The 25,921-nt window shown below is 49.2% G+C and carries 17 protein-coding genes; 3 read left to right on the plus strand and 14 right to left on the minus strand.

The features are described from left to right. Nucleotides 1-31: 31 nt before the first annotated feature. The 9 genes from iatD to mdtM form a co-directional block, all read right to left on the minus strand. Nucleotides 32-5,272 carry an inverse autotransporter IatD gene (iatD, locus tag ACJHXB_RS03790; RefSeq protein ID WP_000168884.1) on the minus strand — a complete coding sequence of 1,747 codons (5,241 nt, stop codon included), beginning with the start codon at nucleotides 5,270-5,272 and terminating at the stop codon, nucleotides 32-34. A gap of 210 nt (nucleotides 5,273-5,482) precedes the next feature. Next, the gene (locus ACJHXB_RS03795; protein ID WP_001089436.1) at nucleotides 5,483-6,661 is read right to left on the minus strand and encodes an MFS transporter; all 1,179 of its coding nucleotides are present in this window, start codon (nucleotides 6,659-6,661) and stop codon (nucleotides 5,483-5,485) included. 70 nt (nucleotides 6,662-6,731) lie between these two features. After that, nucleotides 6,732-7,571, minus strand: coding sequence for an SdiA-regulated domain-containing protein (locus ACJHXB_RS03800; protein ID WP_001605031.1), 840 nt, complete (start codon nucleotides 7,569-7,571; stop codon nucleotides 6,732-6,734). A 266-nt stretch (nucleotides 7,572-7,837) separates the two neighbouring features. Next, nucleotides 7,838-10,114, minus strand: coding sequence for a pentapeptide repeat-containing protein (locus ACJHXB_RS03805; RefSeq protein ID WP_001605032.1), 2,277 nt, complete (start codon nucleotides 10,112-10,114; stop codon nucleotides 7,838-7,840). Nucleotides 10,115-10,376: 262 nt separating this feature from the next. Beyond that, nucleotides 10,377-10,643 (minus strand): DUF3343 domain-containing protein, encoded by a 267-nt coding sequence (locus tag ACJHXB_RS03810; RefSeq protein ID WP_000657670.1) that lies wholly within the window; start codon nucleotides 10,641-10,643, stop codon nucleotides 10,377-10,379. Beyond that, nucleotides 10,640-11,407 (minus strand): putative 2-hydroxyacyl-CoA dehydratase activator YjiL, encoded by a 768-nt coding sequence (yjiL, locus tag ACJHXB_RS03815; protein WP_000331750.1) that lies wholly within the window; start codon nucleotides 11,405-11,407, stop codon nucleotides 10,640-10,642. Before yjiL ends, ACJHXB_RS03810 begins: the two co-directional genes overlap by 4 nt. 9 nt (nucleotides 11,408-11,416) lie before the next feature. Next, nucleotides 11,417-12,568 (minus strand): double-cubane-cluster-containing anaerobic reductase, encoded by a 1,152-nt coding sequence (locus tag ACJHXB_RS03820; protein ID WP_001407306.1) that lies wholly within the window; start codon nucleotides 12,566-12,568, stop codon nucleotides 11,417-11,419. Nucleotides 12,569-12,683: 115 nt separating this feature from the next. Beyond that, nucleotides 12,684-13,964 carry a DUF445 domain-containing protein gene (locus ACJHXB_RS03825; RefSeq protein WP_001037396.1) on the minus strand — a complete coding sequence of 427 codons (1,281 nt, stop codon included), beginning with the start codon at nucleotides 13,962-13,964 and terminating at the stop codon, nucleotides 12,684-12,686. A gap of 40 nt (nucleotides 13,965-14,004) precedes the next feature. Beyond that, nucleotides 14,005-15,237 (minus strand): multidrug efflux MFS transporter MdtM, encoded by a 1,233-nt coding sequence (gene mdtM, locus ACJHXB_RS03830; protein ID WP_410233464.1) that lies wholly within the window; start codon nucleotides 15,235-15,237, stop codon nucleotides 14,005-14,007. A gap of 466 nt (nucleotides 15,238-15,703) precedes the next feature. On the opposite strand from mdtM, the gene ACJHXB_RS03835 reads away from it, so the two are divergent. Next, nucleotides 15,704-16,660, plus strand: coding sequence for an Rpn family recombination-promoting nuclease/putative transposase (locus ACJHXB_RS03835; RefSeq protein WP_000181151.1), 957 nt, complete (start codon nucleotides 15,704-15,706; stop codon nucleotides 16,658-16,660). A gap of 242 nt (nucleotides 16,661-16,902) precedes the next feature. On the opposite strand, the gene ACJHXB_RS03840 is transcribed toward ACJHXB_RS03835, so the two are convergent. After that, entirely contained in the window at nucleotides 16,903-18,315 is a 1,413-nt protein-coding gene (locus ACJHXB_RS03840) for a PLP-dependent aminotransferase family protein (protein ID WP_000199308.1), read from the minus strand. A 176-nt stretch (nucleotides 18,316-18,491) separates the two neighbouring features. On the opposite strand from ACJHXB_RS03840, the gene ACJHXB_RS03845 reads away from it, so the two are divergent. Both ACJHXB_RS03845 and ACJHXB_RS03850 read left to right on the plus strand, forming a co-directional pair. Beyond that, a complete protein-coding gene (locus ACJHXB_RS03845; RefSeq protein ID WP_000394263.1) occupies nucleotides 18,492-18,656 on the plus strand; it encodes a DUF1127 domain-containing protein in 165 nt (54 codons plus the stop codon). 356 nt (nucleotides 18,657-19,012) lie between these two features. Next, entirely contained in the window at nucleotides 19,013-21,553 is a 2,541-nt protein-coding gene (locus tag ACJHXB_RS03850; protein ID WP_000797402.1) for a penicillin G acylase, read from the plus strand. Nucleotides 21,554-21,630: 77 nt separating this feature from the next. Here ACJHXB_RS03850 and yjiA read toward each other — a convergent pair whose 3' ends face one another. The 4 genes from yjiA to ACJHXB_RS03870 form a co-directional block, all read right to left on the minus strand. After that, nucleotides 21,631-22,587, minus strand: coding sequence for a GTPase (yjiA, locus tag ACJHXB_RS03855; protein ID WP_001407308.1), 957 nt, complete (start codon nucleotides 22,585-22,587; stop codon nucleotides 21,631-21,633). Between the two features lie 10 nt (nucleotides 22,588-22,597). Then, nucleotides 22,598-22,801: a YbdD/YjiX family protein gene (locus tag ACJHXB_RS03860; protein ID WP_000467859.1), complete on the minus strand. Its 204-nt coding sequence runs from the start codon at nucleotides 22,799-22,801 to the stop codon at nucleotides 22,598-22,600. Between the two features lie 49 nt (nucleotides 22,802-22,850). Continuing rightward, the gene (btsT, locus tag ACJHXB_RS03865) at nucleotides 22,851-25,001 is read right to left on the minus strand and encodes a pyruvate/proton symporter BtsT (RefSeq protein WP_001407309.1); all 2,151 of its coding nucleotides are present in this window, start codon (nucleotides 24,999-25,001) and stop codon (nucleotides 22,851-22,853) included. Nucleotides 25,002-25,393: 392 nt separating this feature from the next. After that, a complete protein-coding gene (locus ACJHXB_RS03870; RefSeq protein WP_001175455.1) occupies nucleotides 25,394-25,906 on the minus strand; it encodes a 4-hydroxyphenylacetate 3-monooxygenase reductase subunit in 513 nt (170 codons plus the stop codon). Nucleotides 25,907-25,921 lie beyond the last annotated feature (15 nt).

Raw genomic sequence — 25,921 nt, forward strand, 5'->3', positions numbered from 1 at the left:
GCACAAGGGTATCCTTAATAACCTACTAAAATTAAAGTGATTTACGGCAGGCGGTCAGTTGGGGGCTGGAATCAGCGTCGCTTCCGGTCATACCGGTTAGCATCTGCACATAGTAATGCCTATTGTAATCATCAGATTCATTTGTCCAGTAAGCACCTTGTGTAAATTGCGAATTACTGGAAAACGCTCCAACGTTCCCCCATTCACCATACAGTGATCCCTGCGTGCGTTGGTTTTCGCCAGACGTCAAATGTGTGATGCCAGGAAGATTATATCCATCATTTTTCGCATGACAGAGCGCATTGGCAGCTAGCCAGATATTGGTATGATTTCCATTATTCACCCACCAGCCTTTCAGCTTAATTAAGGTCTGGTAGGTTGTACCTCCTTGTCGGGGAACAGCACTTATTGTGACTGACGTTTGATCGCCGATATTTGAGAAAGAAACTTTACCTGACGCATCGACAGACACCCAACTCTGTGAACTTGAAAACATATAATCATCAACGGTTTTACCCGCTTCAAAGTTATCATTGTTGAGTGTGTAATACGCTCCTGCAAAACCTTCGCTCGGGAATTTAGCCGTGGAGAAGGTATGGTTGTTTGCAGTGACATGACCGGACATTTCTTTTATCGATTGGATGAGATTCAGCGATACGCTTAATTTTGCCTGATGAACCCCGTTCAGCATGGGAATGAGGGTCGCTGTTCCCTCTTTTCCGCCAGTGACAGTCACGGTGTACTCGCCATAATTTCTTTGGCTGTAATCAATATCGCTCAACTTGAGAAAGTTCACGAAGGGACCTGACTGGACAAATTCCAGATGATCAGACGTCACTATCGGGTTACCGTACTTGTCTTGCAATGTTAGCGTAAGTTTCGCGCTATGCTGGTAGTCAGCCATCAGAGTGCCAACGTCGGATTTCAATAATGACTTACTTTCATCCGCCGTGCTGGCAAGCAAGGTAATAGCTGCGGATTGGTTGGCTGTACCAGGAACTTGCACATTGACCGTTAAGGTTTCTGCCAATGTACTGGTTATTGTCGCCGTGACTTGCCCGGACTGATCGGTACGCGTAGTTGGAATATTAACTACCGGGCGACCTTTGGTGTCTAAGGCGTAACGAACATCGACACCTTCAACCGGGAATCCGTAATCATCTTCTACTCGTGACGTGACGGTGCTGCTATCGATGCCGTCGGCGGTTATGGTGTCAGGAGAAGCCACGACGCTCACAACATGTGCCGTTTTAGCATCTGCCTTAACCGCAACCGTTACTTGGCTCTGAACGGGAACATCTTTGCCCATTGTGGCCGTAACGGTATAGACATTCACTTTGTCACTGGTCAGCGTCACTTTGGCCTGACCATACTGGTCAGTAAGTATTTCCCCTGTATTGCTTAGCGTTGCACCTTCAGGCGTTACGCTAAAGGTGATAATTTGCCCTGGCATCAATTCATCCCGTGCATTTCTCGCCGTTGCGGTCAGCGTAATACCTTCACTGTTATGGACCGTGGTTTCTGGCTTCGATGATGTTAACTCGAGTTTGCCATTTGCCACATTCACATCAACCTTACTACTACTGTTATTGTCCAGCGTTGCCGTCACCTGATAAACCCCAGGCTGGGTGCTGAGAAGGTTAACGTACGCGTAACCGTTATTATCAGTGTAAGCCGTATCGCCTATCGTAATGTTAGCTGTTGGCTGCGCACTTAATCTGACGCGTTGACCCGCTATTACATTGTTAAACGCGTCCTGGACGAGTATCCGTAGCGTGATGTTTTCGCCAACCGTTATCGTTTTTTCGGCTCCGGTTATACTTATTACCTTCGCCGAACTTTCATCCGGCAGCACTGATAAACTAAACGTTTTATTATCGGAGGCTTGCGCTTTCCGGCTCACCACGACGTTATGTTGCCCGGCAATATTGCTGGTCATTGTTACTGTCGCCTGACCCAGTGTATTGGTGGTGACTTCTGTTCCACTTAGAGTGACATCGTTACTCTGGAAAGTGACCAGCTGGTCTTTAAGCGGATTTTGGTAAGCGTCCAGGATCGTTGCCGTCAGGGTACTCCCCGTACTGTTACCCGCAACAATGGTATTTAATGAGGCAGTCAGCGGCTGGAGCTGCGCGCTGTTTGTATCCCCAATAAAAGTGACTTGCTGATGAGCAACGGTATTATTTCTGGTCAGCGTCGCCGTAACTGTAAACTCACCCGCTTTTGTGCCACGCAATGTGACCACGGCATCGCCGTTTGCATCGGTGCGGGCGGTTTCACTACTTAGCGTGAAGTTCCCGGTCATGGAGGCTGGCAAGGTAAATTTCACATCCTCATCCGGCAACGGGTGTCCGTAAACATCTTTCACACTGGCTGTCAGGATAACGGTATTTGTATTGTTAGCGATCGCACTGCCCGACCCGGCATTTAAGGTCATTACCGATTGTTCCCTGTTTGGGACCACGGTGATCGTGACCGACTGGTGAATATTTTTATCCGCCTCAAGCGAGGCATCGACGGAATAGCTACCAGCTTTTGAACTGGTCAGGTGCACTCGCACAATACCGGACTGATCTGTTGTGGCGGACGTGTTGTCCAGTTGCGAGCCACCAGGTGCCACAAAATTCACTTTCATATCTTTTAATGGATTGTTATGAAAGTCTGTGACGGTGGCGGTCAGAGTACTGCCCTGGCTGTTGCCAGCAATAATGGTATCTGGATCGGCAACCAGTTGTTTGAATTTTGGCGTACTCGAATCGCTAACGAATTTCGCAATTATCCGTTGTGAGAAACCATTTGGCAGCGTGGCACTAATCGTATTTTCTTCCGCAACCTGACTTACCATGTTGATTGTGGCAACACCGTATGCATCCGTATTTTGCTGCGGCGGTTCGACAAATTCCGCGCTTCCTTTTTCATTCTTAAAGGTGACCTGATGATTTGTCAGGGGATTATCACTCTCATCAGTGACGTTGATAGTGAGGGTATTAAATGTCTTTTTATCGGCGTAAACGTCATTATTCGTCGCTGATAATGTGGCGACGCGAGCCTTATTCTGGTTTGCCTCAATGTTATAAATATGCGATTGCAGTGGAGCATTCCAGTTGTGAAGGCTAAGTTGTGCCCTTAGTGCTGTCCCTTGCTTATGGGCCGGATAATTCGCGGCATAAACGCCCGGCTGCTCTTCGTTCCAGACAATCGTGGCTCCAGGTTTGCTGTTTTCGACAGTAACGGCTTTTACCAATTCTTCTTTTTGATAAGCAACCGGTTGATTGCTGTCGTCTTTCAGTTCCACCCTAACCTTGATGTCGTCTCCGGCATAATACGATACGTTATCTATTGTTATTGATGAATGGTCGCGGGATGAGACAACAGGGACGATATTAACGACAATGGATTCTTTTACCGCACTCTCACCGTTAATTTGCGGCGTCAGTGTTACTGAACCTGATGTCGTTCCGGCGGTCAGCATCTGTGTGTAACTACCATCACCGTTATCTGTCCAGTCAGACAGGGTGATATCCTGAACGCCTTCACTGCGGGTTTGCAGCGCCAGCCCCGGCACCGGAGTTCCGTCGGAATCGTGCGCAGTAACGGTCAATGTGGTCGTCGATTTTTTATCTGCAGCTACGGTTAGCGGATTAACGGATAACAGAGAATCTTTCTGGCTTAATGTCGGAGCCTGAATGACGACCATGCTTTGTTCATGACGTGACAGGTTACCTTTTACATCCTCGGCGGTAACGTCTATCGACCATGTATTATCGGTTTCTGGAGTGTTAGTGAAGCGGTAACCTGGCAGCGTGACCGTGATATCTTTTCCAGACGTGCTGACTTTACCTCCGGCAGCTTCCAGCGCAGCGGCTTCGATGTTATAGCCTTTCAGGGCATATTTGGTCTGTAGCGAGGAAACCAGCGGTTTTATTTCTCCAGACTTTCCTTTCACCGGATCCAGCAGACTCAGGCGAATCAGCTCTTTCTTGCGATATTCCAGAACGATGTTGTTGTTGCGATCAATCAGGTCATAACGACTACCGGCCAGACTGCGCCGTCCGGCCACTTCGTCCGGGTTAAGCTGTTTCTGCATTGAACTGCTGGGTTGCCAGGTCAGATCAACGGCAAAACGTGTGTCATTTTCACCTTGTTTTCCCTGACGCTGTTCCGCACTGAGAGTCAGAAGCGGGAAGGGGGTATAGTTGAGGCCCGCGGTAATAGCATGGGGATTACTTTGGCGATCATTCTTGTCAAACAGCGCCACTTCATCACCATAGTATTGTTCATAGACCAGTTTTCCACCCAGTTGTGGCCAGGCTGGTAACCAGCCTTCCGCGCGTAAATCCCAGCCGTTGGCCGGGCGGGCTTCGTAGTCATTATCCAATTCCGGTGCGCTACGCCAGCCGGTCAGGCCGATATAAGCGTTGCTGCTCAACTTCAGATAATCACGCCAGTATTCTGCGCCAAGCCCCGCGCGGGAGTGATAGCGGCTCAGGTCGTGGTCAAAAAACAGGTTGATGCCTGACATCCAGCTGGGGGTGAAATGACGCCAGCCCAAACCGGTGTTGATCTGGGTACGATCGTCTGTTCGGTGAAGGGTATGCTGGCTGAAGAGCAGATAATCGGGTGTGTCATACCACGGATGCAGGAAGTCGAATTGCGAATTTTTCAGGCTGAAATCTTCATCCACACCCAGAGAGATTTTCGCAGTGCCAAAGTTATTTAACCAATCAGTCATCGCGCCTGAGGCTTCTGAAGACGCCCAACCACGCGCCATGCCGCTTGCCTGCTCACTATTCATATCTTGTGAAAGCAGAGTGCCAACTTGCTGCGAAGTGCTGGCTATTTGATTCTCCAGCGTGTTTTCGCCATTCGCAGGCGGTACAGCATTTTGTTGCTCATGGCTTTTCTGCGAGGTTGTTGCCGGAACATCCAGTTCTTCACCCTGGCGCACGTTATCAAAGCCGCGAGCAAAAGTGCGGAACTGATTAAGACGACGAAGCTCCTCCAGTGAAATACCGAATCGATCAGCAACGCTTTGCGCTGATTCCAGCGCACCAAGCGTGTAAGGCACAGTATTATTTTCTATTAGAGGGGACGGAGATGAAACTGTCGTCTGAGGCTTAGCGTGTACCACATTTTGTGCCGTCGCCATGACGGGGAAAAAAATTTGTGTAAATAAACAAACTCCGGCGGTCAGGCGGCGTATTTTGTCACCCAGACCACATAAAGAGTTTTGATCATTATTTTTTATTTGATGCGCATTTGTTGAAGCCATAGTGACCTTCCGTGAAAAAACAGAATTAAACTTGTTTTTTCTAGCACGGAGATATAATGCGATCCTGACTATAATATGACCAGAAATAATGAATTCGCCGTGGAATTGCTAAACCAGGATTAATAACGGCGGTGGCTGAGTACCTCCAAAGAAAAAGGATGTTTTAATTATTTTACGTGATGTACTGAAAAGTTAAATTCGTTAAATTACTTAAGAATCATTCGTATGCAATTTTAATATTTGCATCCCGCAGATTAATGCTGCGATAAATAGCGCCGCCGCGCCGCAGAGCGTGGCACTGGCGAGGGCCGACGTTCCGTTGCCGAGCATGCTGGTCAGCGCCGGGCCAAGAATTTGCCCGATACCATAAATGAGTGTCACAAAGCCCAAAAGGTTGAGATTTCCCGGCACGCTAAGCTGGCGGGCGATGGTCATCACCAGCGAGGTCGTCCCCATAAAGGTGCCGCCAAAACCAATACTGCTGATGATGAGTAATAAAGGAGAGCTGCTGGCGAGGGTTAACAGCACGCAGATCGCCTGCACCAGCAAATTCGCGGTCAGGCAAGGTAATGCTCCCCACCGTTTGGCTGCCCACAGCCAGCCAAAGCAACCAGGGACAATCGACAAGCCAACCAGTGTCCAAAGGTGAGCCGTCAGCACAGGCTGGCCCGCGTCTTTCGCCATGAGCGGCAGGTAGGTGGCGACGATGATATAACCAAAACCCGCCAGACCATACAGAATCGCCAGTAACCACCAGCTCATGGGTTGTTGCGCGATTTTTGCCAATGGCGCTGGCGGGATAACGTGTTTATTCGACGGGATGAGCAGCGCCAGAGCAAGCAATATAATGGCAGAAAGTGCTCCGGCACCTTGCCACAACGTTTGTGAAGAGAGGGCAAAATGCAGGCCTGCCAGCACATATTCATTACCCAGAGCGATGCCGACGCCAACACCAGAAAATAGCGCCGCAAGGACAAAGGGATGGCGAGTATGTTGCATGATGAGCGTTGAGCCGAAAATCAACATCCCGGCGCTGGCGACTCCCGCCAGAAAGCGAATGATGAAAACCAGAAGAAACGGCGGCAGCCACGCCATCGCGAGGATTAATAATCCGGTTGCGAGAGCGGAAGCTAACAAGAACGGGCGCAGGCGTGAGGGTAAATGAAACGCGCCGAATGAAAACAGCAGGCTCCCCGCCAGATACCCGGCATAGTTACCGCTGGCGATCCATGAGAGTTCGCTAAAGGAAAACTCGCCTTCCGCCAGCATGACTGGCAGCATCGGCGTATAGAGAAAGCGGCCTAAACCCATACCTAAGGTCAGAACCAGCATCCCGAATAACGCGGTGCTGAAAGAAAAACGTTCTACGGGATGCGATGTCGAATTCATGTTCTGCCTGGTTTGTATTATTTTGAGTTAACAAGTTAATAACAAAAAAGGAGAACCTGCCAGACTGTTATCATGATTTTGTCGACGTAAAGCGATAAAAAAGATTCGGTTCACCAACGATATAAATGTTGCCGCTGTCATCCATCGCTATCCCTTCCGCCTGCTTGATGTTGTGTGAAAGGCCATACTTGCCTTTGGTTAACGACATTTCGCCGATCACGTCACCTGTCACGGTCACTTCCTGCAGGGCGCGTGACTCATGTGACAACACCAGCAACGTATTTTTATGTGGGTTAAATTCCGCGCCAGAAACATCGTCTAAAGTAAACTGACGCTGCAACGCTTTATCTTTGCTGATATGCAACTCATCGCTACGCAATAGCCCGGTTACTTTGTAGACCTCTATCGGATTTTTCTCTTTAAAAAACCAGAAGGTATGGTCCTGAGGGGAGTAAGCCAGTCCTTCAAAGCCACAGTTAGTAGGCGTTTCCTGCAATGGGATTTTAATTTTTTTGAGGATGCTTACTTCCGACTCAGCGTTAAGTGAAATCACATAAATGGCGTAGTCACGTTCATCACTGATGACAAATTTATTATCACCAATGTATTCAATCGTCTCGAGATCCTTAACAAAATCGAGCGGAATGGTGCGGATCAAGTCGCCCTCGGTCGTCATTTCAACGATGGCTGCAGGTTTGTTGATAGTGCTAAATAAGGTATTGCTCTGCGCTGACCAGGTCAGTGAGGAGATATTTTTAGTTACTCCTGTAATCTCTTTACCATCGATAGTGGCCTGATAATTCTGAAACCCTGCGACATGCTGGCTTTTACGGACGCAGGATTGCACAAAAAACAGGCTCACCGCCACGATGGCGCAAAGAAAAACGATAAAGGTGATGCGCTTTTTCAACTTGTTGCTCCTTATTATTGCTTTTTTTCTCGTCAAATTCAGTGCGACAGATAAGGAGTATACGGATGAAGCTTAATGAATTCTTAACGCGGGCGATGAAATAGTAAACGCCGCAGGGGGCGGCGGTTGTCTCTGGATGGCGGAACATTTTCAGCTTACATCGACTGATAAATGCGCCTCATCCATGAATGATAGATGAGGCGGTTAACATTTAAATTTTAATTTATATCCTCTGCCATACTCACTCTGTTTGGGTGATTATTGAACTATTCGTCAACTATATACGTTGGCTGATAAGACGTTAAACCCGGAATGGAAAAACTGCTATTCACTTCTTTCTTTAAACGGGCTTCATTAAAACTGGTACTGTCCTGTTGCTCGGTATTGTTCTTGGCTTGTTTATCGGTACTGTTATTGGCTTGTTTATCAGTACTGTTCTTGGCTTGTTTATCGGTACTGTCATTGGCTTGTTTCTCGATACTGTCACTGGCTTGTTTCTCGATACTGTCATTGGCTTGTTTCTCGATACTGTCACTGGGTTGTTTCTCGATACTGTCACTGGGTTGTTTCTCGGTACTGTCATTGGCTTTTTTATCGATATTATCATTGTAAATATATGCTTTCTTAAGAGAAACATTATTCACTTTGGCATTGAAAAAACAGGCATTTTTAAAAATCGTATCTATAAATATCGTATTGAACAACCATGCATGGTTAAACAGAATATTAGAACCTTCTGTACCAGTGAAATTAGTATTGTCAAAATTTGCAGCCGAAAAGTTTGTATTAAAGAGTTTGCATTTTGTTAAATTAGCGTTTGAAAAATTGGTAAACATGCAGACAGTACCAGTAAGATCATATTCTGAAAGATCTTTACCCGATAGATCGGAATAATTTAGTATTGCTCCAGTAAGAATTACTTTAGGTGTACCAGGTATTCGAGGTGTTGCAGGTATTTTAGGTGCTCCAGGTATTTCAGGTATTTTAGGTATTTTAGGAGTATCAGATGTTGCAGATGTTGCAGATGTTGCAGATGTTGCAGGTGCTGCAGGTGTTTCATATAGAATCACTGTTGTGAAATCTATGTGTTCAAGATAAGCGTTACTAAGGTCACTTCCAGTAAAATTAACGCCAGTGAGAACTTTTCCGCTGAAGTTACAGTTTCGTAGATTTGCGTTTTTGAAATTTACATAAGTCAAGTGGCGAACTTTACGAAAATCATTATTTTCTAATGAGGCGTTTTCGAATTTTGCATTACGCAGATCACAATCGGTAAAATCCACGCCTTCACAGATCGTACCGGAGAAATCCGCATTTCTAAGAATGCTGCCATTAAAATTGACATTCCTTAGAACCATATTAGACAAGTCTATGCCGGTTAAATCCATTCCCGCTAAATTCAACCCTTCTATACACCGTTGACCCGATTCATCTTTAGGAATAGCAGTGCTAATAGTATTGATGACAACATCACCTATCTTGAAGGTCATTGTAATTCCTGCATCAGAGATAGAGACTTTTCGCGTAAGACGTTCACTGTTATCTCCAGTGATACTCTTCTGAGCAACATAAAAGCGCTCGCATGTATGGCAAAATCTTTTCCAGCTCTCATTTGGGGTCAGATTATTGTCCGGGAGGAAATTAGCAATGCTATAAAGATCGTTCAGGACGCTACTTCTTATTTCAGGAGAGGCGCACTCAATAATTTCAGAGGTGGATATTGTATTTTTAATTTTATCTATATTATCCGTGAGATTTCGTGATCCAGCTATATTTGGCTGCTGGTGGTTTTCTCTGTAGTATTGCAGCACATTTTCCCATTGTAAGTTTGTCAACGAGATAGTTTCAGTCTCGTTATTGTTATCCCGTATTGTTAATTGATTTTCTACTGGGTCAAAAGAAATCATGAAGTTATTCAGATGTTGATATTGATGAGTGGCATCTAATTTCACTTCAAATGAATTTGAACTTTTGCAGGCATGTGTTAAAAACTTATCACAGGGAAGGTATTGCTCTTTATCTACGTGCTGTGGGTCATTTCGCAAAACAGAGAAAATACTCTCTTTCAAATTGTTCTTGTCAATATAGATTGGTAGTTGCGCTTTTTGTTCCATTATTTTAATAAACTGCTGCAGTTGCTCGGTTTTAACATTGCAACCATGACTTATATCTTTGTGTTTAACAGTTAATACGCTTTCATTATCATCTTGTCGATTAAATATTATTTTTAGATCGCCAACTTCAAACTCATGTAAACCATTTCTTTTGGTTCTGCCGATGATTTGCTCTGTTGTTGATGAATATCGATTTAAGGTTAATTCGAGATTATCGGGATTAGAGATAAGGTGAATAAAAACATTCAGTACACGCTTAATCAAACCATCATTCAAATGATTTATATCATAATTAATTTGTTTTTGTATGGTTTCAATTTCCGTGTTAATATCAAATGGTAGGTTGTTTTTTTCATGGCAAGGTTTTAGTCCCGAATACATGTTGAATGCTGGGAGAATATCCTGGTATATGTTAAATGTTGAGTCCATAATTTTATCCTTGAATTGTGAAATGTTCTTCTAAATCTAAAATAATCAGGGGTGTGGGTAATCATTTTATTGCTCTATGTATAATTATGGGTTTAAGTATAATACAATGTATATTGTATTTTAGACGCGCAATAGTAAGGTGCTATCAAAAATCGCTCATTTTGTGGATGGGAAATATTTCACATCAGGCGAGATATTTAATACAACTTCCTTCATGCAGGATTATGTGCAGCCAAATATCCGGGCGTTATATTTAAAGGTCTTATTGCCTGGTTGACGCTTCTGAAGCGTAATGCACCACGCACTGCCAGTCGCTGCCCTGCTGGCAATATATCGCTTCGGTTTGCCCAGGGATCACCCATTGTATTTCCTCGCCGGGCAGACAGGTCAGCCAAATGCATAACCCGCAGCCGCCGCGTAAATCACGGGGAATATCGCTGACGCGAAAAGTCATGCCCGCTGCCTGCAACGCCTTACGGGTTTGTATGACGCCGACCGTGGAGTGAAATAAAAATAAAAACTCTTTCATCGGCGTTTTCTCACTCGTTGACCAATTACCGCCGCGCCAATTGCGCCAGCAAATTGCGCATCAGGATGGGTATTTACCGGCATTCCCAGATGAAATTCCAGCATCCGGGCAAACGTCTGGCAATGACTAACGCCACCAGTAAACAGAATCGGCGCTTCACAGGAGAGACGAGCAATGAAATTGGCACTCCGCCGCGCCATCGCGTTAATCACTCCGGCGAGAATCGCTTCTGGCGCGACGCCCGCTGAGCGCAGGCTGATCACTTCTGATTCGGCAAACACTGTGCACATACTCGTGATGGCGTGCGGTCTGACATTTTCAGTAATGCTGTCGAGTTGCTCGACGCTGGTGCCAAGCGTGCGCGAGATCACCTCCAGGAAACGCCCGGTGCCCGCCGCGCATTTGTCATTCATCAGGAAATCGCACAGGTTACCGTCATCATCAAGCTGAATCACTTTGCTGTCCTGACCACCGATGTCGATTACTGCGCGCGTTGCTGGCGCAAGAAACCGTGCGCCCAGCCCGTGACAGGAGATTTCCGTCACCTGTTTATCGGCAAAATCCACCAGTTGCCGTCCGTAGCCGGTGAGCGTCAGAAACGGCGTTGTTTCTAACCCTTCGCGCAGAGTTTCCCAGGCTTCAGTAATTGCTGTTACCGGGCGAAAGGGTGTTGGAACGAGGAAACGGCGCGTAATCACGCCGTCTGCCAGTAAGATCCCTTTGGTGGCGGTTGAGCCGGAATCAATGCCAATCGAATATGCCACTGCCACTCCTTACAGCATCTCAATAAAGGCCGCGACGCGGGTGCTGAGCTGCCCGACATCCGAGGTGGAGTAGTCTGTTTCAATAGCGATATAAGGAATGTTGTGCTGCTGGCGCACATGACGTTTAATCGCCAGCGATTCCACCGCGTAGGTATGGCACGCCTGCAAAATCACATCAACTACGCCATCGACCTGATATTCTTCCACCATCTGGCTGAGCATTTTCAGGCGCTGATCGTTCGGCGAAACACAGGAGCAGCCAATCGCCAGATATTTATCCGCCAGCGCGTCGTAGACATCGCCCGTTTCTGCCACGCATTGCTCGGTCGCTTTCGCCCCGGTGCAGTTTTCATAACCGACAACCCAGCCGCCATTCTCTTCAATCGCGCGCACCACTTTTTCTGCTGCGCCGCCAATCGGGCAGCCGGTGATTAAAATGCGCGGACGCGGGTCCAGTCGCTGGCCTTCTTCCCACTGCTGACGAACGCGGGCGGTCATTGCATCCAGGTCATTGATCAACGCCTCTTTATCGAACCGGAAGGTTGCGCCGTAAACCACTTTCAGAATGTCGCTGCCGCTAAGCGCCGGAGGATTTAACTGCCCAAGATGATAAAAATTAGCCAGTGCGCGACGTTCGCGGTTTTTCAGCGCAATGGCATCGCGCAGAGCATCTTCGCTAATTTCGTGCCCAAAACGTTCTTCTACCGTTTTTTGCAAGCGCAGCATCTCGGCTTTCCATAACGCGCGTGAGGCATCGTCCTCGACGCTGTTTGGCAACTGCATCACATGAACGGGCTTAAACTCCGCCATGTATTCATACATTTTCTTTTTGCCGTCGCAGGTGGTTTCACCGACCACCAGATCAGAAAAGTAGAAGTAGGGGCATTTATCGGTTTTGCCGAAGCCGTAGCTGCTTTTAATCAGCGGGCAGAGGTTGCGCGGCAGATCTTTCTCCGCTTCTTCAATGGTTTCATCAGAGGTGGAACAGAGCGAAACCACAACTGCACCGGCTGCCATCGGGATCTCTTGCGGCATAAAGGTGCAGTAGGTGCCAACCAGCGGAATGCCGCGCTCCTTGAGATCCATGACGGTGAGAAAGCCTTTCTGGCGAGCTTCAGAGAACTGATCAAAAATGGCGGGTAGATCGGTGACAAGTGACATGATTTTCCTTCCCCGTACCACGGGAGATAATGAAAAGAGGCCACATTATTACCATTCTTTTAGTGTGGTTTATTTGATCTCTCTCGCGGTTAGCCACTTAGTTTTTCATGGATTTCTAAAAATTGCCGAGGGGGAACAAGGCCGGGAGCTGCGACAGCAAATACAAAATTAGCCCAATACAACCGCCAACCAGCGTACCGTTGACACGGATAAACTGCAGATCTTTGCCGATATTTAACTCGATTTGCCGCGACATATCCTGCGCATCCCAGCTTTTTACCGTATCGCTGATATGTCGCGTCAGGAATGCGGAAAACTCAGGCGCGACGCGGTGCGCGGCTTGTTCCAGATGACCATTTAACGACGCCCGCAAGGCATCATCGGCAATTAACGTTTCGCCAAACCATTGACCCGCCCGCGCGATACGTTCTTTCACACGAGAATCTTCACTGTTGATATCCGCTTTCAGCCATTCCCGTAAATCTCCCCACAATTCACTGAGATAGCGGTTAAAAGCTTCATCTTCTTTCAGATAGCTTTTTACGGCATCGGCTCGCGCTGCCATTTCAGGATCGTTTTTCAGCTTGTCGATCAGGGCAAAGGTGGCGCGATCAAACGCATGGCGGATCTGATGCGCACGATCGCGGCTGATATCATCAAGCAAAGAATTCACCGCGTCAGAAACCAACTCCGCGCTATGTTCGCCCAGCCATTCAGTGGGCAAAATTTTGGCTTTCAGTGGATGCTCGCTCTCCAGCCAGCGAACAATTTGCTGGGCGATAAACTTGCGCGATTTATCGCGCTGGAGAAGGGCGATCAACTGTGCGATCAGCGTATTGAGCAGCACCTGATGACGATCGTTTTTGGTCATACTCTCCAGCATCAACGCACTGGTGCCAGAAAGATCAACCTTATCAATCGCCCGGTGGACCGCGCGCTTAAGCAGGCGCTGAATACGCGCATCATCGGTCAGTTCAAGAAAACCACTCATGATCTGCAACAGATGCTGACCAACGCGGCGGGCGTTCTCCGGCTGACTAAACCAGTTGCCAATCAACAACGCCGGTTCGTGACGTCGAATCAATGCCACCAGCGACTGGGTATCGAGAAATTTTTCCTGCACGAACTGACCGAGATTTTCGCCAATCCGGTCTTTATTACGCGGGATAATCGCCGTATGACGAGAAATGATCGGAATCGGCACGCGGCGAAACAGCGCCACCACCGCAAACCAGTCCGCCAGCGCGCCGACCATCGCCGCTTCAGCAATCGCCTTCACGCCGCTCACCCAAAAATTGGGCGGCAAAAACAGCGTAACGACAAAGGTAGCAGCGGCGATAAGCAATAAAGAGAGCGCCAACATTTTGGCGCGTCTGAGTTCAATGAGTTTATTCATAATGTTAAGAATAGAGCCTGACGGCAGGATCGCGCAAAAATCACCGCTCCTCCGCCAGCTCGGCAGCCTGATGTTGGCGCACGCGATTAAGCAATCCGGCCAGGGTGAAAACGACGATAACGCCTGCCACAACGGCTAACAGATGAAACGGCAAGCGACCGCCGTTAAACCACAGCCAGTGGCCGATTTCGACCGAGACCGACATCACCATCAGGATCACCATATTTAGCGATGCGGAGACGGTCCCTTTCGGTAAGTTATTGGAAAACAGCGTAAAGCGGAATAAGGTCGGGAAGATCAAACCAATCCCGAAAGCATACAGACTGGTGCCCAGCACCGACCACAGCCAGACGTGCGGTGACAGCAGATTGCCGATAATCAACAGCGCGAGGCCAACCAGTTGAAGGGGTACGGCACGCCAGATAAAGCGCGGTTCGGTCGGATCTTTAACGAAACGCGCCACGATGGCATTCGCGACAATCACCGCGCCGAACACCGGAACCTGTGTCCAGGCGAACTGCGAAGTTGTTAAGCCGCCTGCATCGATAAGGATCACCGGCGAGACAGCCACCCAACTCATCATCGGGATATAGCTTAAAGAGATGGTTGCTGCGCCAAAGAGGAACAGCCGATTGCAAAAGACATTACGAAAATCGCGCAAGACGCTTTTGGCGCTAAACGGAACCGCGCCGCGCTTCACCGTCTCTGGCATCGTCAGCAGTAAGCCAACAAATGAGATAAAACCCATAACCGCAATGATGGCAAAAAGGACTTTCCAGTGCATAAAGTGCATCAGAGCTGCGCCGGAAAGCGGGCCGATAATCGGCGCAATCAGTACGATGGAGGTGATAATCGCCATCAACTTGATCCCTTTTGTCTGTCCGAACGCCTCCTGCACCGTGACATAACCAACGGTGGCAATAAAACAGATACTGGTGCCCTGAATTGCACGCGCGATAAGAAATTGTGTCATTGACGTGGTGAACATTGTCGCGGCGCAGGCAAGGGTAAAAATTAACGCCCCGGTAATCAGCACCGGCCTGCGGCCAATTCTGTCGGAAAGCGGCCCCAGCAGCCACTGTAACGCCATACCGCCAGCAAGATAGAGACTGACGGCAGCAGGGGCCAGACTGACATCGGCATTAAAATCACGGACCACATTAATGATCCCTGGCTGGATCAGATCCGTCGACAGGTACGCGGCAAAATCATACAAAATCAACGCCATCGGGAAAAACAGCGTGGCGGCATGGCGGGCAAAAAAACGTGGCATAACAAACAACTCCTTGTCCGGAGAACCCCAATGGGGAAAACGAAATTCAATACCGTCGGTAATGACGAAAGGCAGGCGAGAAGGACAAATGTACTGAATTTCATGTAATCAACCACACTGCCTGTGAACACACAGACAGAAAAATACCTTCTGACTCCAGGTCAGAATGTATAACGATTACAAATAGTCATCAGCACATTACACCTCTTGAATTGATGGGTTGCATAGAAAATATACACCTTAAGTGTAATTAAAATTTGCGGTTAATCAAAAGAGTGCGGTGGAAAGGGGAATATCTGCCGGGTACAGGAAATGTAAAATGCGAGCCTGTTTCCGAAAAAATGTATCGTTTGCAGAAGAATAAAAATAGCCTGGAAAGCACCTCGGGGAATGGGAAATTGCCGGGTGAGAATGGTTTTGTTAGTCGCTAAAGTCGGGCCATCTTATCAACAGGTGACGGATCGCCATGACAAACTTCACGACCAGTACGCCGCATGACGCATTATTTAAATCCTTTCTCACCCACCCTGACACCGCGCGGGATTTTATGGAGATCCACTTACCAATAGATTTACGTGAATTGTGCGATCTCGACAGCTTAAAACTGGAATCCGCCAGCTTCGTCGATGAAAAATTGCGGGCGCTACACTCCGATATTCTGTGGTCGGTAGAGACCCGTGAAGGTGATGGCTATATCTATGTGGTGATTGAACATCAGAGCCGTGAGGATATTCATATGGCCTTTCGCCTGATGCGCTATTCCATGGCGGTGATGCAGCGCCATATCGAGCATGATAAACGCCGGCCGCTACCGCTGGTCATCCCGATGCTGTTTTATCACGGTAGCCGCAGTCCTTATCCCTGGTCCCTGTGCTGGCTGGACGAATTTGCCGACCCGGCTACCGCACGGAAAGTTTATAACGCCGCGTTCCCGCTGGTGGATGTCACTGTCGTGCCAGACGACGAGATTGTGCAGCATCGCAGAGTCGCCCTGTTGGAGTTGATCCAAAAGCATATTCGCCAGCGCGATCTGATGGGGCTTATCGACCAACTGGTACTATTACTGGTTACAGAGTGTGCTAATGACAGCCAGATAACTGCGCTGTTAAATTACATTTTACTGACTGGCGATGAAGCGCGTTTTAAAGAGTTTATCAGCGAACTAACCAGTCGAATGCCACAACAAAGGGAGCGAATAATGACGATTGCAGAGCGAATTCATAATGATGGATGGCTGTTGGGAAGGGAGAGGGGGAGGAAAGAAGGGAAAGTAGAAGGGGAACGGAGCCTCCTCCGATTGTTGTTGCAGAATGGGGCAGATCCTGAATGGATACAACGATATACCGGACTCTCGGCAGAGCAAATGCAGGCATTAGAGCAGCCCTTGCCTGAAAGCAAGCGCGATCCTTGGATCGAGTACTAATCAGAGACTGATGACAAACGCAAAGCAGCCTGATGCGCTACGCTTATCAGGTCTACATAACCCATTTAATATATTGAACTTTAAAAATTTTGTAGACCTGGTAAGGCGTTCACATGGCATCCGGCATGAACGAAGCGCATTTTGCCTAAGCCATGCTGGAACGTGGAGATGACCCTGCAAAGATAAAACGAGTCACACGCTATTCGTGAGAGGAAATCAGGGGGCTCGCCACTATTTTGAATTCATTCCATTGCCCGATACACGGCTTCGCCAATTTGCTTCAGTGCTTCGCGATAGGTTTCGCTGAGCGGCAAAGCGCAGTTGATGCGCAGACAATTACGGTATTTGCCGGAAGCTGAGAAAATCGAGCCTGCTGCCACCTGGATTTTCATGCGGCACAGCTGCCGCGCGACGCAGACCATATCGACCTGTTCAGGCAATTCTATCCACAGTAAAAATCCGCCTTTCGGGCGCGTAATACAGATTTCGCAGGGAAAATATTCCCGTATCCAGCAGGTATAAAGTGCCAGATTGCGCTGATAGATCTGCCGCATCCGCCGGATATGGCGATGATAGTGACCTTCCAGCACAAACGTTGCCGCCGCCATTTGCGTGGACGGCACATTAAAGCTGCTGATGGCGTATTTCATATGCATCAGTTTATCGTGATAACGCCCCGGTGCGACCCAACCCACGCGCAGGCCAGGTGCAATGCTTTTACTGAACGAGCTGCACAGCAGCACTCGCCCGTCGATATCCCAGGAATGAATGGTCCGCGGGCGCGGATACTCCGTTGCCAGTTCGCCGTAGACATCATCTTCAAAAATCACAATATCATGACGCTGAGCGAGAGAGAGAACGGCCCGTTTGCGCGCGTCCGGCATAATAAATCCCAGCGGATTATTACAGTTTGGCACCAGAATGATGCCTTTAATCGGCCACTGTTCCAGCGCCAGTTCCAGCGCTTCAACGCTGATGCCTGTTTCTGGATCGGTTGGGATTTCAATCACTTTCACGCCCATGCCACGCAGCATCTGCATCGAACCGTAATAACAGGGGGATTCGACCGCGACAATATCGCCCGGTTTACACACCGCCATTAACGCCAGCGACATCGAGTTATGGCAGCCGCTGGTAATGATGATGTCATCGGCGGTGACCACCGAGCCGCTGTCGAGCATCAGGCGGGCAATCTGCTCTCGCAACACTCGCTGACCGGCTAACAAGTCATAACCGAGAACGGTTTGCAGATTATGCTGCACCACCCGGCTTAGCTCCCGCCACAGCGGTTTCAGGCTGGGCGTTTCGACATCCGGCGTGCTTTTACTTAACGGAACAATGGAACTGTCGCTATGCGCCTCCAGCATATCCAGCACCTGATCCCACTGGGTAATTTCCACCGGGCGCTGCACCGGACGCGTCATCGGCGGTACTGGCGGCTGGGCTTTACGTTGTGCGACAAAATAACCCGAACGCGGCTGCGGAGTGATGAGCTTCATCGTCTCCAGCGTCTGGTACGCCTGCTGCACGGTGCTGATGCTGACGCCGTGCTCCTGACTTAAGCTGCGCACCGACGGCAATTTCTCCCCGTGACGATACAGCCCTTGCTCAATCCGCTCGGCAAGTAGAGTCGCCAGATGTTGATAACGCGTCATGCTGTGTTCCTTATTTGGACCATACAGAGAGAAAAACCGGTACAGATGAGGCTAAAAAACCGGATGCAGATGCTGTTTTAACCTGTCTGTATGTTAAATAAAACTAATATTTGCATCTGTATTGTGAACTGCCAGAAGGCGGATGATGAAGCCTCTGAAAGATGAGGAGGCAGCAGATGGAATTTCACGAAAACAAAGCTAAAGCACCGTTTATTGGACTTGTGCAACTCTGGCAGGCAGTGAGGCGTTGGCGGCGGCAAATGCAGGCCCGGCGGGTGTTACAGCAGATGAGTGATGAGCGGTTGAGGGATATTGGGTTACGCAGGGAGGATGTGGAGTGAACTATGGGCGGCGTGTTGGCAAATGCTGCCTGTCTGCATTCAAAATTGCTACAAAATCCAACCATAAAAGTCGTTTACAACATATTTTTCTGATTTACATACAGATAATGACCTGAGCTGTCTCACTGGGGGTCATCATCTATGCGTCCGGGGGGCTGTCACAAAATGGAAAAGGAATAGAACAAAATCATCAGCGGTGAATAAAGCGATTCGTTTTAGATCACATTAATGAAATTTTTGTATCAAAAATTAGTTATCGCGCTCACAGTTCATAATGAAACAATTCTCTGCAAATAGATAACCGAAGCTTCGTTGCTAGTATCAATTCGCTAATTATACACCTGCCAGAGGATACAATGAAAAATAGAAATCGTATGATCGTGAACTGTGTTACTGCTTCCCTGATGTATTATTGGAGCTTACCTGCACTGGCTGAGCAGTCGTCAAGTGAGATAAAGATTGTTCGCGATGAATACGGCATGCCGCATATTTATGCCAATGATACATGGCACCTATTTTATGGCTATGGCTATGTAGTAGCACAAGATCGCCTTTTTCAGATGGAAATGGCACGTCGCAGTACTCAAGGGACTGTCGCGGAAGTGCTTGGCAAAGATTTTGTGAAATTTGATAAAGATATCCGTCGTAACTACTGGCCGGATGCTATCCGGGCGCAAATTGCTGCCCTTTCCCCAGAGGATATGTCCATTCTGCAAGGCTACGCTGATGGAATGAATGCCTGGATTGATAAGGTAAATACCAATCCAGAGACGCTCTTACCAAAACAGTTTAATACATTTGGCTTTACTCCTAAGCGCTGGGAACCGTTTGATGTCGCGATGATATTTGTGGGCACCATGGCAAACCGCTTCTCTGATAGCACTAGCGAAATTGATAATCTGGCACTGCTAACGGCTTTAAAAGATAAATATGGTGTATCACAAGGCATGGCGGTATTTAATCAGTTGAAATGGCTGGTAAACCCATCAGCGCCAACCACTATTGCCGTACAAGAGAGTAGCTACCCACTTAAATTTAATCAGCAAAACTCGCAAACAGCAGCTCTGTTGCCACGCTACGATTTACCTGCACCAATGCTTGACCGACCAGCAAAAGGGGCGGATGGCGCACTGCTGGCGTTAACAGCAGGGAAGAACCGGGAAACTATTGCTGCACAATTTGCACAGGGTGGTGCCAATGGTCTGGCGGGGTATCCAACGACCAGCAATATGTGGGTGATCGGCAAAAGCAAAGCCCAGGATGCGAAAGCAATCATGGTAAATGGTCCGCAGTTTGGCTGGTATGCGCCTGCGTATACTTATGGTATTGGTCTGCACGGTGCTGGTTATGATGTCACTGGCAATACACCATTTGCCTATCCTGGGCTGGTTTTTGGTCATAATGGTGTGATTTCCTGGGGATCAACGGCAGGTTTCGGCGATGATGTCGATATTTTTGCTGAACGGCTGTCGGCAGAGAAACCAGGCTACTACTTGCATAATGGTAAGTGGGTGAAAATGTTAAGCCGTGAGGAAACCATTACGGTGAAAAATGGTCAGGCAGAGACCTTTACTGTCTGGCGTACGGTGCATGGCAACATTCTCCAAACTGACCAGACGACACAAACGGCTTACGCTAAATCCCGCGCATGGGATGGTAAAGAGGTGGCGTCTTTGCTGGCCTGGACTCATCAGATGAAGGCCAAAAATTGGCAGGAGTGGACACAGCAGGCAGCGAAACAAGCACTGACCATCAACTGGTACTATGCTGATGTAAACGGCAATATTGGTTATGTTCATACTGGTGCTTATCCAGATCGTCAATCAGGCCATGATCCGCGATTACCCGTTCCTGGTACGGGAAAATGGGACTGGAAAGGGCTATTGCCTTTTGAAATGAACCCTAAGGTGTATAACCCCCTGTCGGGATATATTGCTAACTGGAACAATTCTCCCCAAAAAGATTATCCCGCTTCGGATCTGTTTGCCTTTTTGTGGGGGGGGGCAGATCGCGTTACGGAGATCGACCGACTGCTTGAGCAAAAGCCACGCTTAACTGCTGATCAGGCATGGGATGTTATTCGCCAAACCAGTCGTCAGGATCTTAACCTGAGGCTTTTTTTACCTACTCTGCAAGCAGCGACATCTGGTTTGACACAGAGCGATCCGCGCCGTCAGTTGGTGGATACATTAACACGTTGGGATGGCATCAATTTGCTTAATGATGATGGTAAAACATGGCAGCAGCCAGGCTCTGCCATCCTGAACGTTTGGCTGACCAGTATGTTGAAGCGTACCGTAGTGGCTGCCGTACCTATGCCATTTGATAAGTGGTACAGCGCCAGTGGCTACGAAACAACCCAGGACGGCCCAACTGGTTCGCTGAATATAAGTGTTGGAGCAAAAATTTTGTATGAGGCGGTGCAGGGAGACAAATCACCAATCCCACAGGCGGTTGATCTGTTTGCTGGGAAACCACAGCAGGAGGTTGTGTTGGCTGCGCTGGAAGATACCTGGGAGACTCTTTCCAAACGCTATGGCAATAATGTGAGTAACTGGAAAACACCTGCAATGGCCTTAACGTTCCGGGCAAATAATTTCTTTGGTGTACCGCAGGCCGCAGCGGAAGAAACGCGTCATCAGGCGGAGTATCAAAACCGTGGAACAGAAAACGATATGATTGTTTTCTCACCAACGACAAGCGATCGTCCGGTGCTTGCCTGGGATGTGGTCGCACCCGGTCAGAGTGGGTTTATTGCTCCCGATGGAACAGTTGATAAGCACTATGAAGATCAGCTGAAAATGTACGAAAATTTTGGTCGTAAGTCGCTCTGGTTAACGAAGCAGGATGTGGAGGCGCATAAGGAGTCGCAGGAAGTGTTGCACGTTCAGAGATAATTAAGCCCGAAAGCCCTCATATTCTGGAGGAATATGAGGGTGATAAAGTCTCAGGTATTGTGATGTTGGAGGGCTGGTTACTTTTTGAGTCCCGCAAACGCTGCCCGAATCTCTTCCTCCGGCAACTGAATCCCGATAAACACCATTGTGCTATGCGGTTTTTCATCGCCCCACGGGCGGTCCCAGTCGGCGCTGTAGAGGCGCTGGACGCCCTGGAACAGCAGGCGGTTAGGTTCGCCGTCAATCCACAGCATCCCTTTGTAACGCAGCAGTTTATCCGCCGATTCCAGCAGCAGGTTTTCCATCACGCGGGAAACTTCGCTGATATCTACCGGGTAATCCAGTTCCACCACAATCGACGAAATATCGTTTTGTTTATCCGCGATAAAGTGGAAACGCGGTTTGGTACTGACGACGTTCTCTTCCAGCATAAAACCGTTGGTATTGAACAGCAGGGCCAGGTCGATGTCGCCGTGAGTGACGGTGTAGACCGGCGCGCGGGCGTTGATGCGTGCCAGGCGTTCACGCAGTTTTTCTGCTTCGCCTGCGACGTCGGTTTTAGTCAGCAGAATACGGTCAGCGTAGCCCACCTGGGACTGGGCGATGGTGAACTGGTTCATCTGCTCATCGGCATGTACCGCATCCACCAGCGCAATCACGCCGTCCAGCAGGTAGCGCTGGCATAAAATCTCATGGGAGAAAAAGGTCTGAATAATCGGGCCGGGATCGGCCATGCCGGTGCATTCAATGACCAGACGGTCGAACTGAATATTGCCCTTGTCGAGATTGTCCAGCAGGTCGAGTAGTGCGTCTTCCAGCTCGTTGGAGCGCGAACAGCAGATGCAGCCGTTGGTCAGCGTTTTGATCTGCGTGGCGCGATCACCAATCAATTGATCATCAACGGAGACTTCGCCGAATTCGTTTTCAATCACGGCAATCTTGTAGCCGTGTTGTTCGTTAAGAATATGGCGCAGCAGGGTGGTTTTGCCCGCGCCTAAAAAACCGGTGAGTAGGGTAACTGCAATCGGGTTCATGCTCTCTCCATTAACAACAGCGCATACCGCCTTTACCATCGCCGCCGTAGCGCGCGTTCTGGCGTTCGCGGAAGAATTCTTCATAGCTCATGTACGGCTTGTCGGGATGGTTGGTCTTCATATGCTCGACGTAGTTGTCGTAGTCTGGAATGCCAATCAACATCTTCGCCGCCTGGCCGAGATATTTTTTTGCCTGTCCTAAGTTACCAAACATAGTTCACTCTGATAAGAACAAAGCCCCGCCGAAGCGGGGCTAAACACGGTTAGTGGTGCGAAGAGATCTTCACGCCGCCTTCCGGGATTGGAACGTACGGTGTTTCTTTGTCAGTACGTTTGTCGCTGTTACGCACCTTCAGCCAGGTTTTGAAACCGTAGAAGATGATGCTGTACACCACAATCAGGAACAGAATACTCAGACCTGCGTTGGTGTAGTTGTTCACAATGATGTGGTTCATGTTGGCAATCTGCTGCGCCGTCAGGTCAGTACCGTTAGCAATCTTCTCTTTGTACTGGCTTGCCATGTAGAAGAAGCCTTCCATCTGCGGGTTGGTGCTGAACAGTTTCAGGCCCAGCGCCCAGGTGGTGCAGATAAGCAGCCATACAGCCGGAACAACAGTTACCCAGATGTATTGGGTGCGCTTCATCTTAATCAGCACAACGGTACCCAGTACCAGCGCCACGGCTGCCAGCATCTGGTTGGAGATACCGAACAGCGGCCACAGGCTCTTAACGCCGCCCAGCGGATCGACCACGCCCTGATACAGCAGGTAGCCCCACAGACCCACACAGCCCGCAGTACCGATGATACCAGCAACCAGAGAGTCGGTTTTTTTCAGGAACGGGATGAAGTTACCCAGCAGGTCTTGCAGCATAAAGCGGCCAGAACGGGTACCGGCATCCAGCGCGGTCAGGATGAACAGGGCTTCGAACAGAATACCGAAGTGATACCAGAAGCCCATGTCAGCCATCGGCAGCACTTTGTGGAACACGTGAGCGATACCTACCGCCAGTGTCGGCGCACCACCTGCACGGTTCAGGACAGAAGGCTCACCAATGTCTTTCGCGGTTTGCAGGATCTGCTCTGGCGAAATCACGAAGCCCCAGGAGCTGACGGTCGCCGCCGCGTGTGCGGTAACGTCTTTCAACTGCGCCATGATGATCGGCGCGTTCTCGCCACCCATTTCATGCAGGTTAGGCATGGTGATGCCAAGGCCCGCAGGCGGGGTGTTCATCGCGAAGTAAAGACCCGGTTCGATGATGGACGCTGCAACCAGCGCCATAATCGCCACGAAGGACTCCATCAGCATTGCGCCGTAGCCAATGAAACGCGCGTCGGTTTCGTTAGCCAGCAGTTTCGGCGTCGTACCGGAAGAGATCAGTGCGTGGAAGCCAGATACCGCACCACAGGCGATGGTGATGAACAGGAACGGGAACAGAGCGCCTTTCCACAGCGGGCCAGTACCGTCAATGTACTGGGTCATCGCAGGCATTTTCAGTTCCGGGTTCAGCACCACGATACCCAGCGCCAGGCCGACGATAACACCGATTTTCAGGAAGGTTGCCAGATAGTCGCGCGGTGCGAGGATCAGCCACACCGGCAGCAGTGCGGAAACAAACGCATAGCCAATCAGCGCGAAGGTAATGGTGGTGTCTTTAAAGGTCAGTGCCGGACCCCAGTACGGATCGTGAGCAATCACGCCACCGAAGTAGATAGAGGCAACCAGCAGCACGATACCAATGACAGAGACTTCACCCACACGCCCCGGACGGATAAAGCGCATGTAGATACCCATAAACAGCGCAATTGGTACGGTTGAGCAAACGGTGAAGACACCCCACGGACTTTCGGCCAGGGCTTTAACCACAATCAGCGCCAGAACGGCGAGGATGATGATCATGATTAAGAAACAGCCAAACAGCGCGATAGTCCCCGGTACTGGTCCCATCTCTTCTTTGATCATCTCACCGAGAGATGCGCCGTTACGGCGAGAGGAGATAAACAGCACCATAAAGTCCTGAACCGCACCGGCCAGTACTACCCCCGCCAGCAGCCACAGCGTGCCAGGCAGGTAGCCCATCTGCGCGGCGAGCACCGGACCCACCAGCGGACCAGCACCGGCGATAGCGGCGAAGTGGTGACCAAACAACACGTAACGGTTGGTCGGAACGTAGTTCAGACCGTCGTTGTTAATAACCGCAGGCGTCGCGCGCGTGGGGTCGAGTTTCATCACCTTCTGGGCGATGTACAGACTGTAGTAGCGATACGCCACCAGATACACCGACACAGAGGCGACCACGATCCACAGGGCGCTGACGTGCTCCCCCCGACGTAATGCAACTACCGCGAGGCAGAATGCACCGATGATTCCGAGAATCACCCAGGGTATGTGCTTGAATAGTTTTTTCGTATCCATAGTAAAACCTGGCATTTTACTCGTCGTCTTTTGGCTTACAGGTGCGGCAGCTGCGTTCGTTCACCTCTGTCACTTACTGTTGTAAGCTCCCGGGGATTCACTCACTTGCTGCCTTCCTGCAAACCAAAATCCATAGAGTAATTTGTTAATCATAGGCCGAAGCCGTTCTAGGTTTGCGTTGCGTTTGAGGAGGTAAATTGACCGCTATCCTGCAGTGATGTTGCCAGAGATACGCGCGCGTAAAGTAAGGTAAATAACTGAGTGGTTATTTTAGGGATGTAAGCGGTCAGGAATGGCGGTGAGCGGTTGGGCAAGAATTATTCATCGGGTGGATATGTGATTGAGATCACAATAAAAATGCCCCTTCGACGAATGCGTGAAGGGGCTGGAGCTTAAATCGCAGCTTCCATTTCCAGCATCACCGGATGGAAACGGCGTTTAAAGTAGATAAGTCCGTGACCTTCTGCACTGAGGATGATGTTTTTAATCTCCACCAGATACACCAGATGTGTGCCAATTGCCTGCACATCGCGGATCTCACCTTCAAGACTGGCTAGCGAACCTTTTAGCACCGGCTGCGCCAGCGGACCTTTTTGCCAGCATGAGAGGCTAAAACGCTCTTCCATCGCCATGCCTGTCATGCCCGCGAAGTGGCGTGCCATCAGTTCCTGCTCATGGTTGAGGACGTTGACGCACAACTTGCCGTTGCCCTGAAAAACCGGGTTCATCGCACTGTTGGCGTTAATGCACACCATCAGCGACGGTGGTGTATCCGTGACCGAGCAGACGGCCGTTGCCGTAATCCCGCATTGTCCGGCGTCGCCCTCGGTGGTGATAATATTTACCGCTGCCGACAGGCTGGCCATCGCGTCACGAAAGCGCAGGCGTTGTTCATCTAATTGCATCTTAACCTCCTGCTG

This window comes from Escherichia sp. WS3227_2, from assembly GCF_046486495.1.
GTDB lineage: Bacteria > Pseudomonadota > Gammaproteobacteria > Enterobacterales > Enterobacteriaceae > Escherichia > Escherichia coli.

Bases quoted from the DNA above. Each gene is read 5' to 3' on its own strand.
- ACJHXB_RS03845 (WP_000394263.1), top strand. From the start codon at position 18,492: ATGGAATTTCACGAAAACAAAGCTAAAGCACCGTTTATTGGACTTGTG.
- ACJHXB_RS03805 (WP_001605032.1), bottom strand. From the start codon at position 10,114: ATGGACTCAACATTTAACATATACCAGGATATTCTCCCAGCATTCAAC.
- yjiA (WP_001407308.1), bottom strand. From the start codon at position 22,587: ATGAACCCGATTGCAGTTACCCTACTCACCGGTTTTTTAGGCGCGGGC.
- mdtM (WP_410233464.1), bottom strand. From the start codon at position 15,237: ATGCCACGTTTTTTTGCCCGCCATGCCGCCACGCTGTTTTTCCCGATG.
- ACJHXB_RS03860 (WP_000467859.1), bottom strand. From the start codon at position 22,801: ATGTTTGGTAACTTAGGACAGGCAAAAAAATATCTCGGCCAGGCGGCG.
- ACJHXB_RS03795 (WP_001089436.1), bottom strand. From the start codon at position 6,661: ATGAATTCGACATCGCATCCCGTAGAACGTTTTTCTTTCAGCACCGCG.
- ACJHXB_RS03835 (WP_000181151.1), top strand. From the start codon at position 15,704: ATGACAAACTTCACGACCAGTACGCCGCATGACGCATTATTTAAATCC.
- ACJHXB_RS03840 (WP_000199308.1), bottom strand. From the start codon at position 18,315: ATGACGCGTTATCAACATCTGGCGACTCTACTTGCCGAGCGGATTGAG.
- iatD (WP_000168884.1), bottom strand. From the start codon at position 5,272: ATGGCTTCAACAAATGCGCATCAAATAAAAAATAATGATCAAAACTCT.
- ACJHXB_RS03825 (WP_001037396.1), bottom strand. From the start codon at position 13,964: ATGAATAAACTCATTGAACTCAGACGCGCCAAAATGTTGGCGCTCTCT.
- ACJHXB_RS03810 (WP_000657670.1), bottom strand. From the start codon at position 10,643: ATGAAAGAGTTTTTATTTTTATTTCACTCCACGGTCGGCGTCATACAA.
- ACJHXB_RS03820 (WP_001407306.1), bottom strand. From the start codon at position 12,568: ATGTCACTTGTCACCGATCTACCCGCCATTTTTGATCAGTTCTCTGAA.
- btsT (WP_001407309.1), bottom strand. From the start codon at position 25,001: ATGGATACGAAAAAACTATTCAAGCACATACCCTGGGTGATTCTCGGA.
- ACJHXB_RS03870 (WP_001175455.1), bottom strand. From the start codon at position 25,906: ATGCAATTAGATGAACAACGCCTGCGCTTTCGTGACGCGATGGCCAGC.
- ACJHXB_RS03850 (WP_000797402.1), top strand. From the start codon at position 19,013: ATGAAAAATAGAAATCGTATGATCGTGAACTGTGTTACTGCTTCCCTG.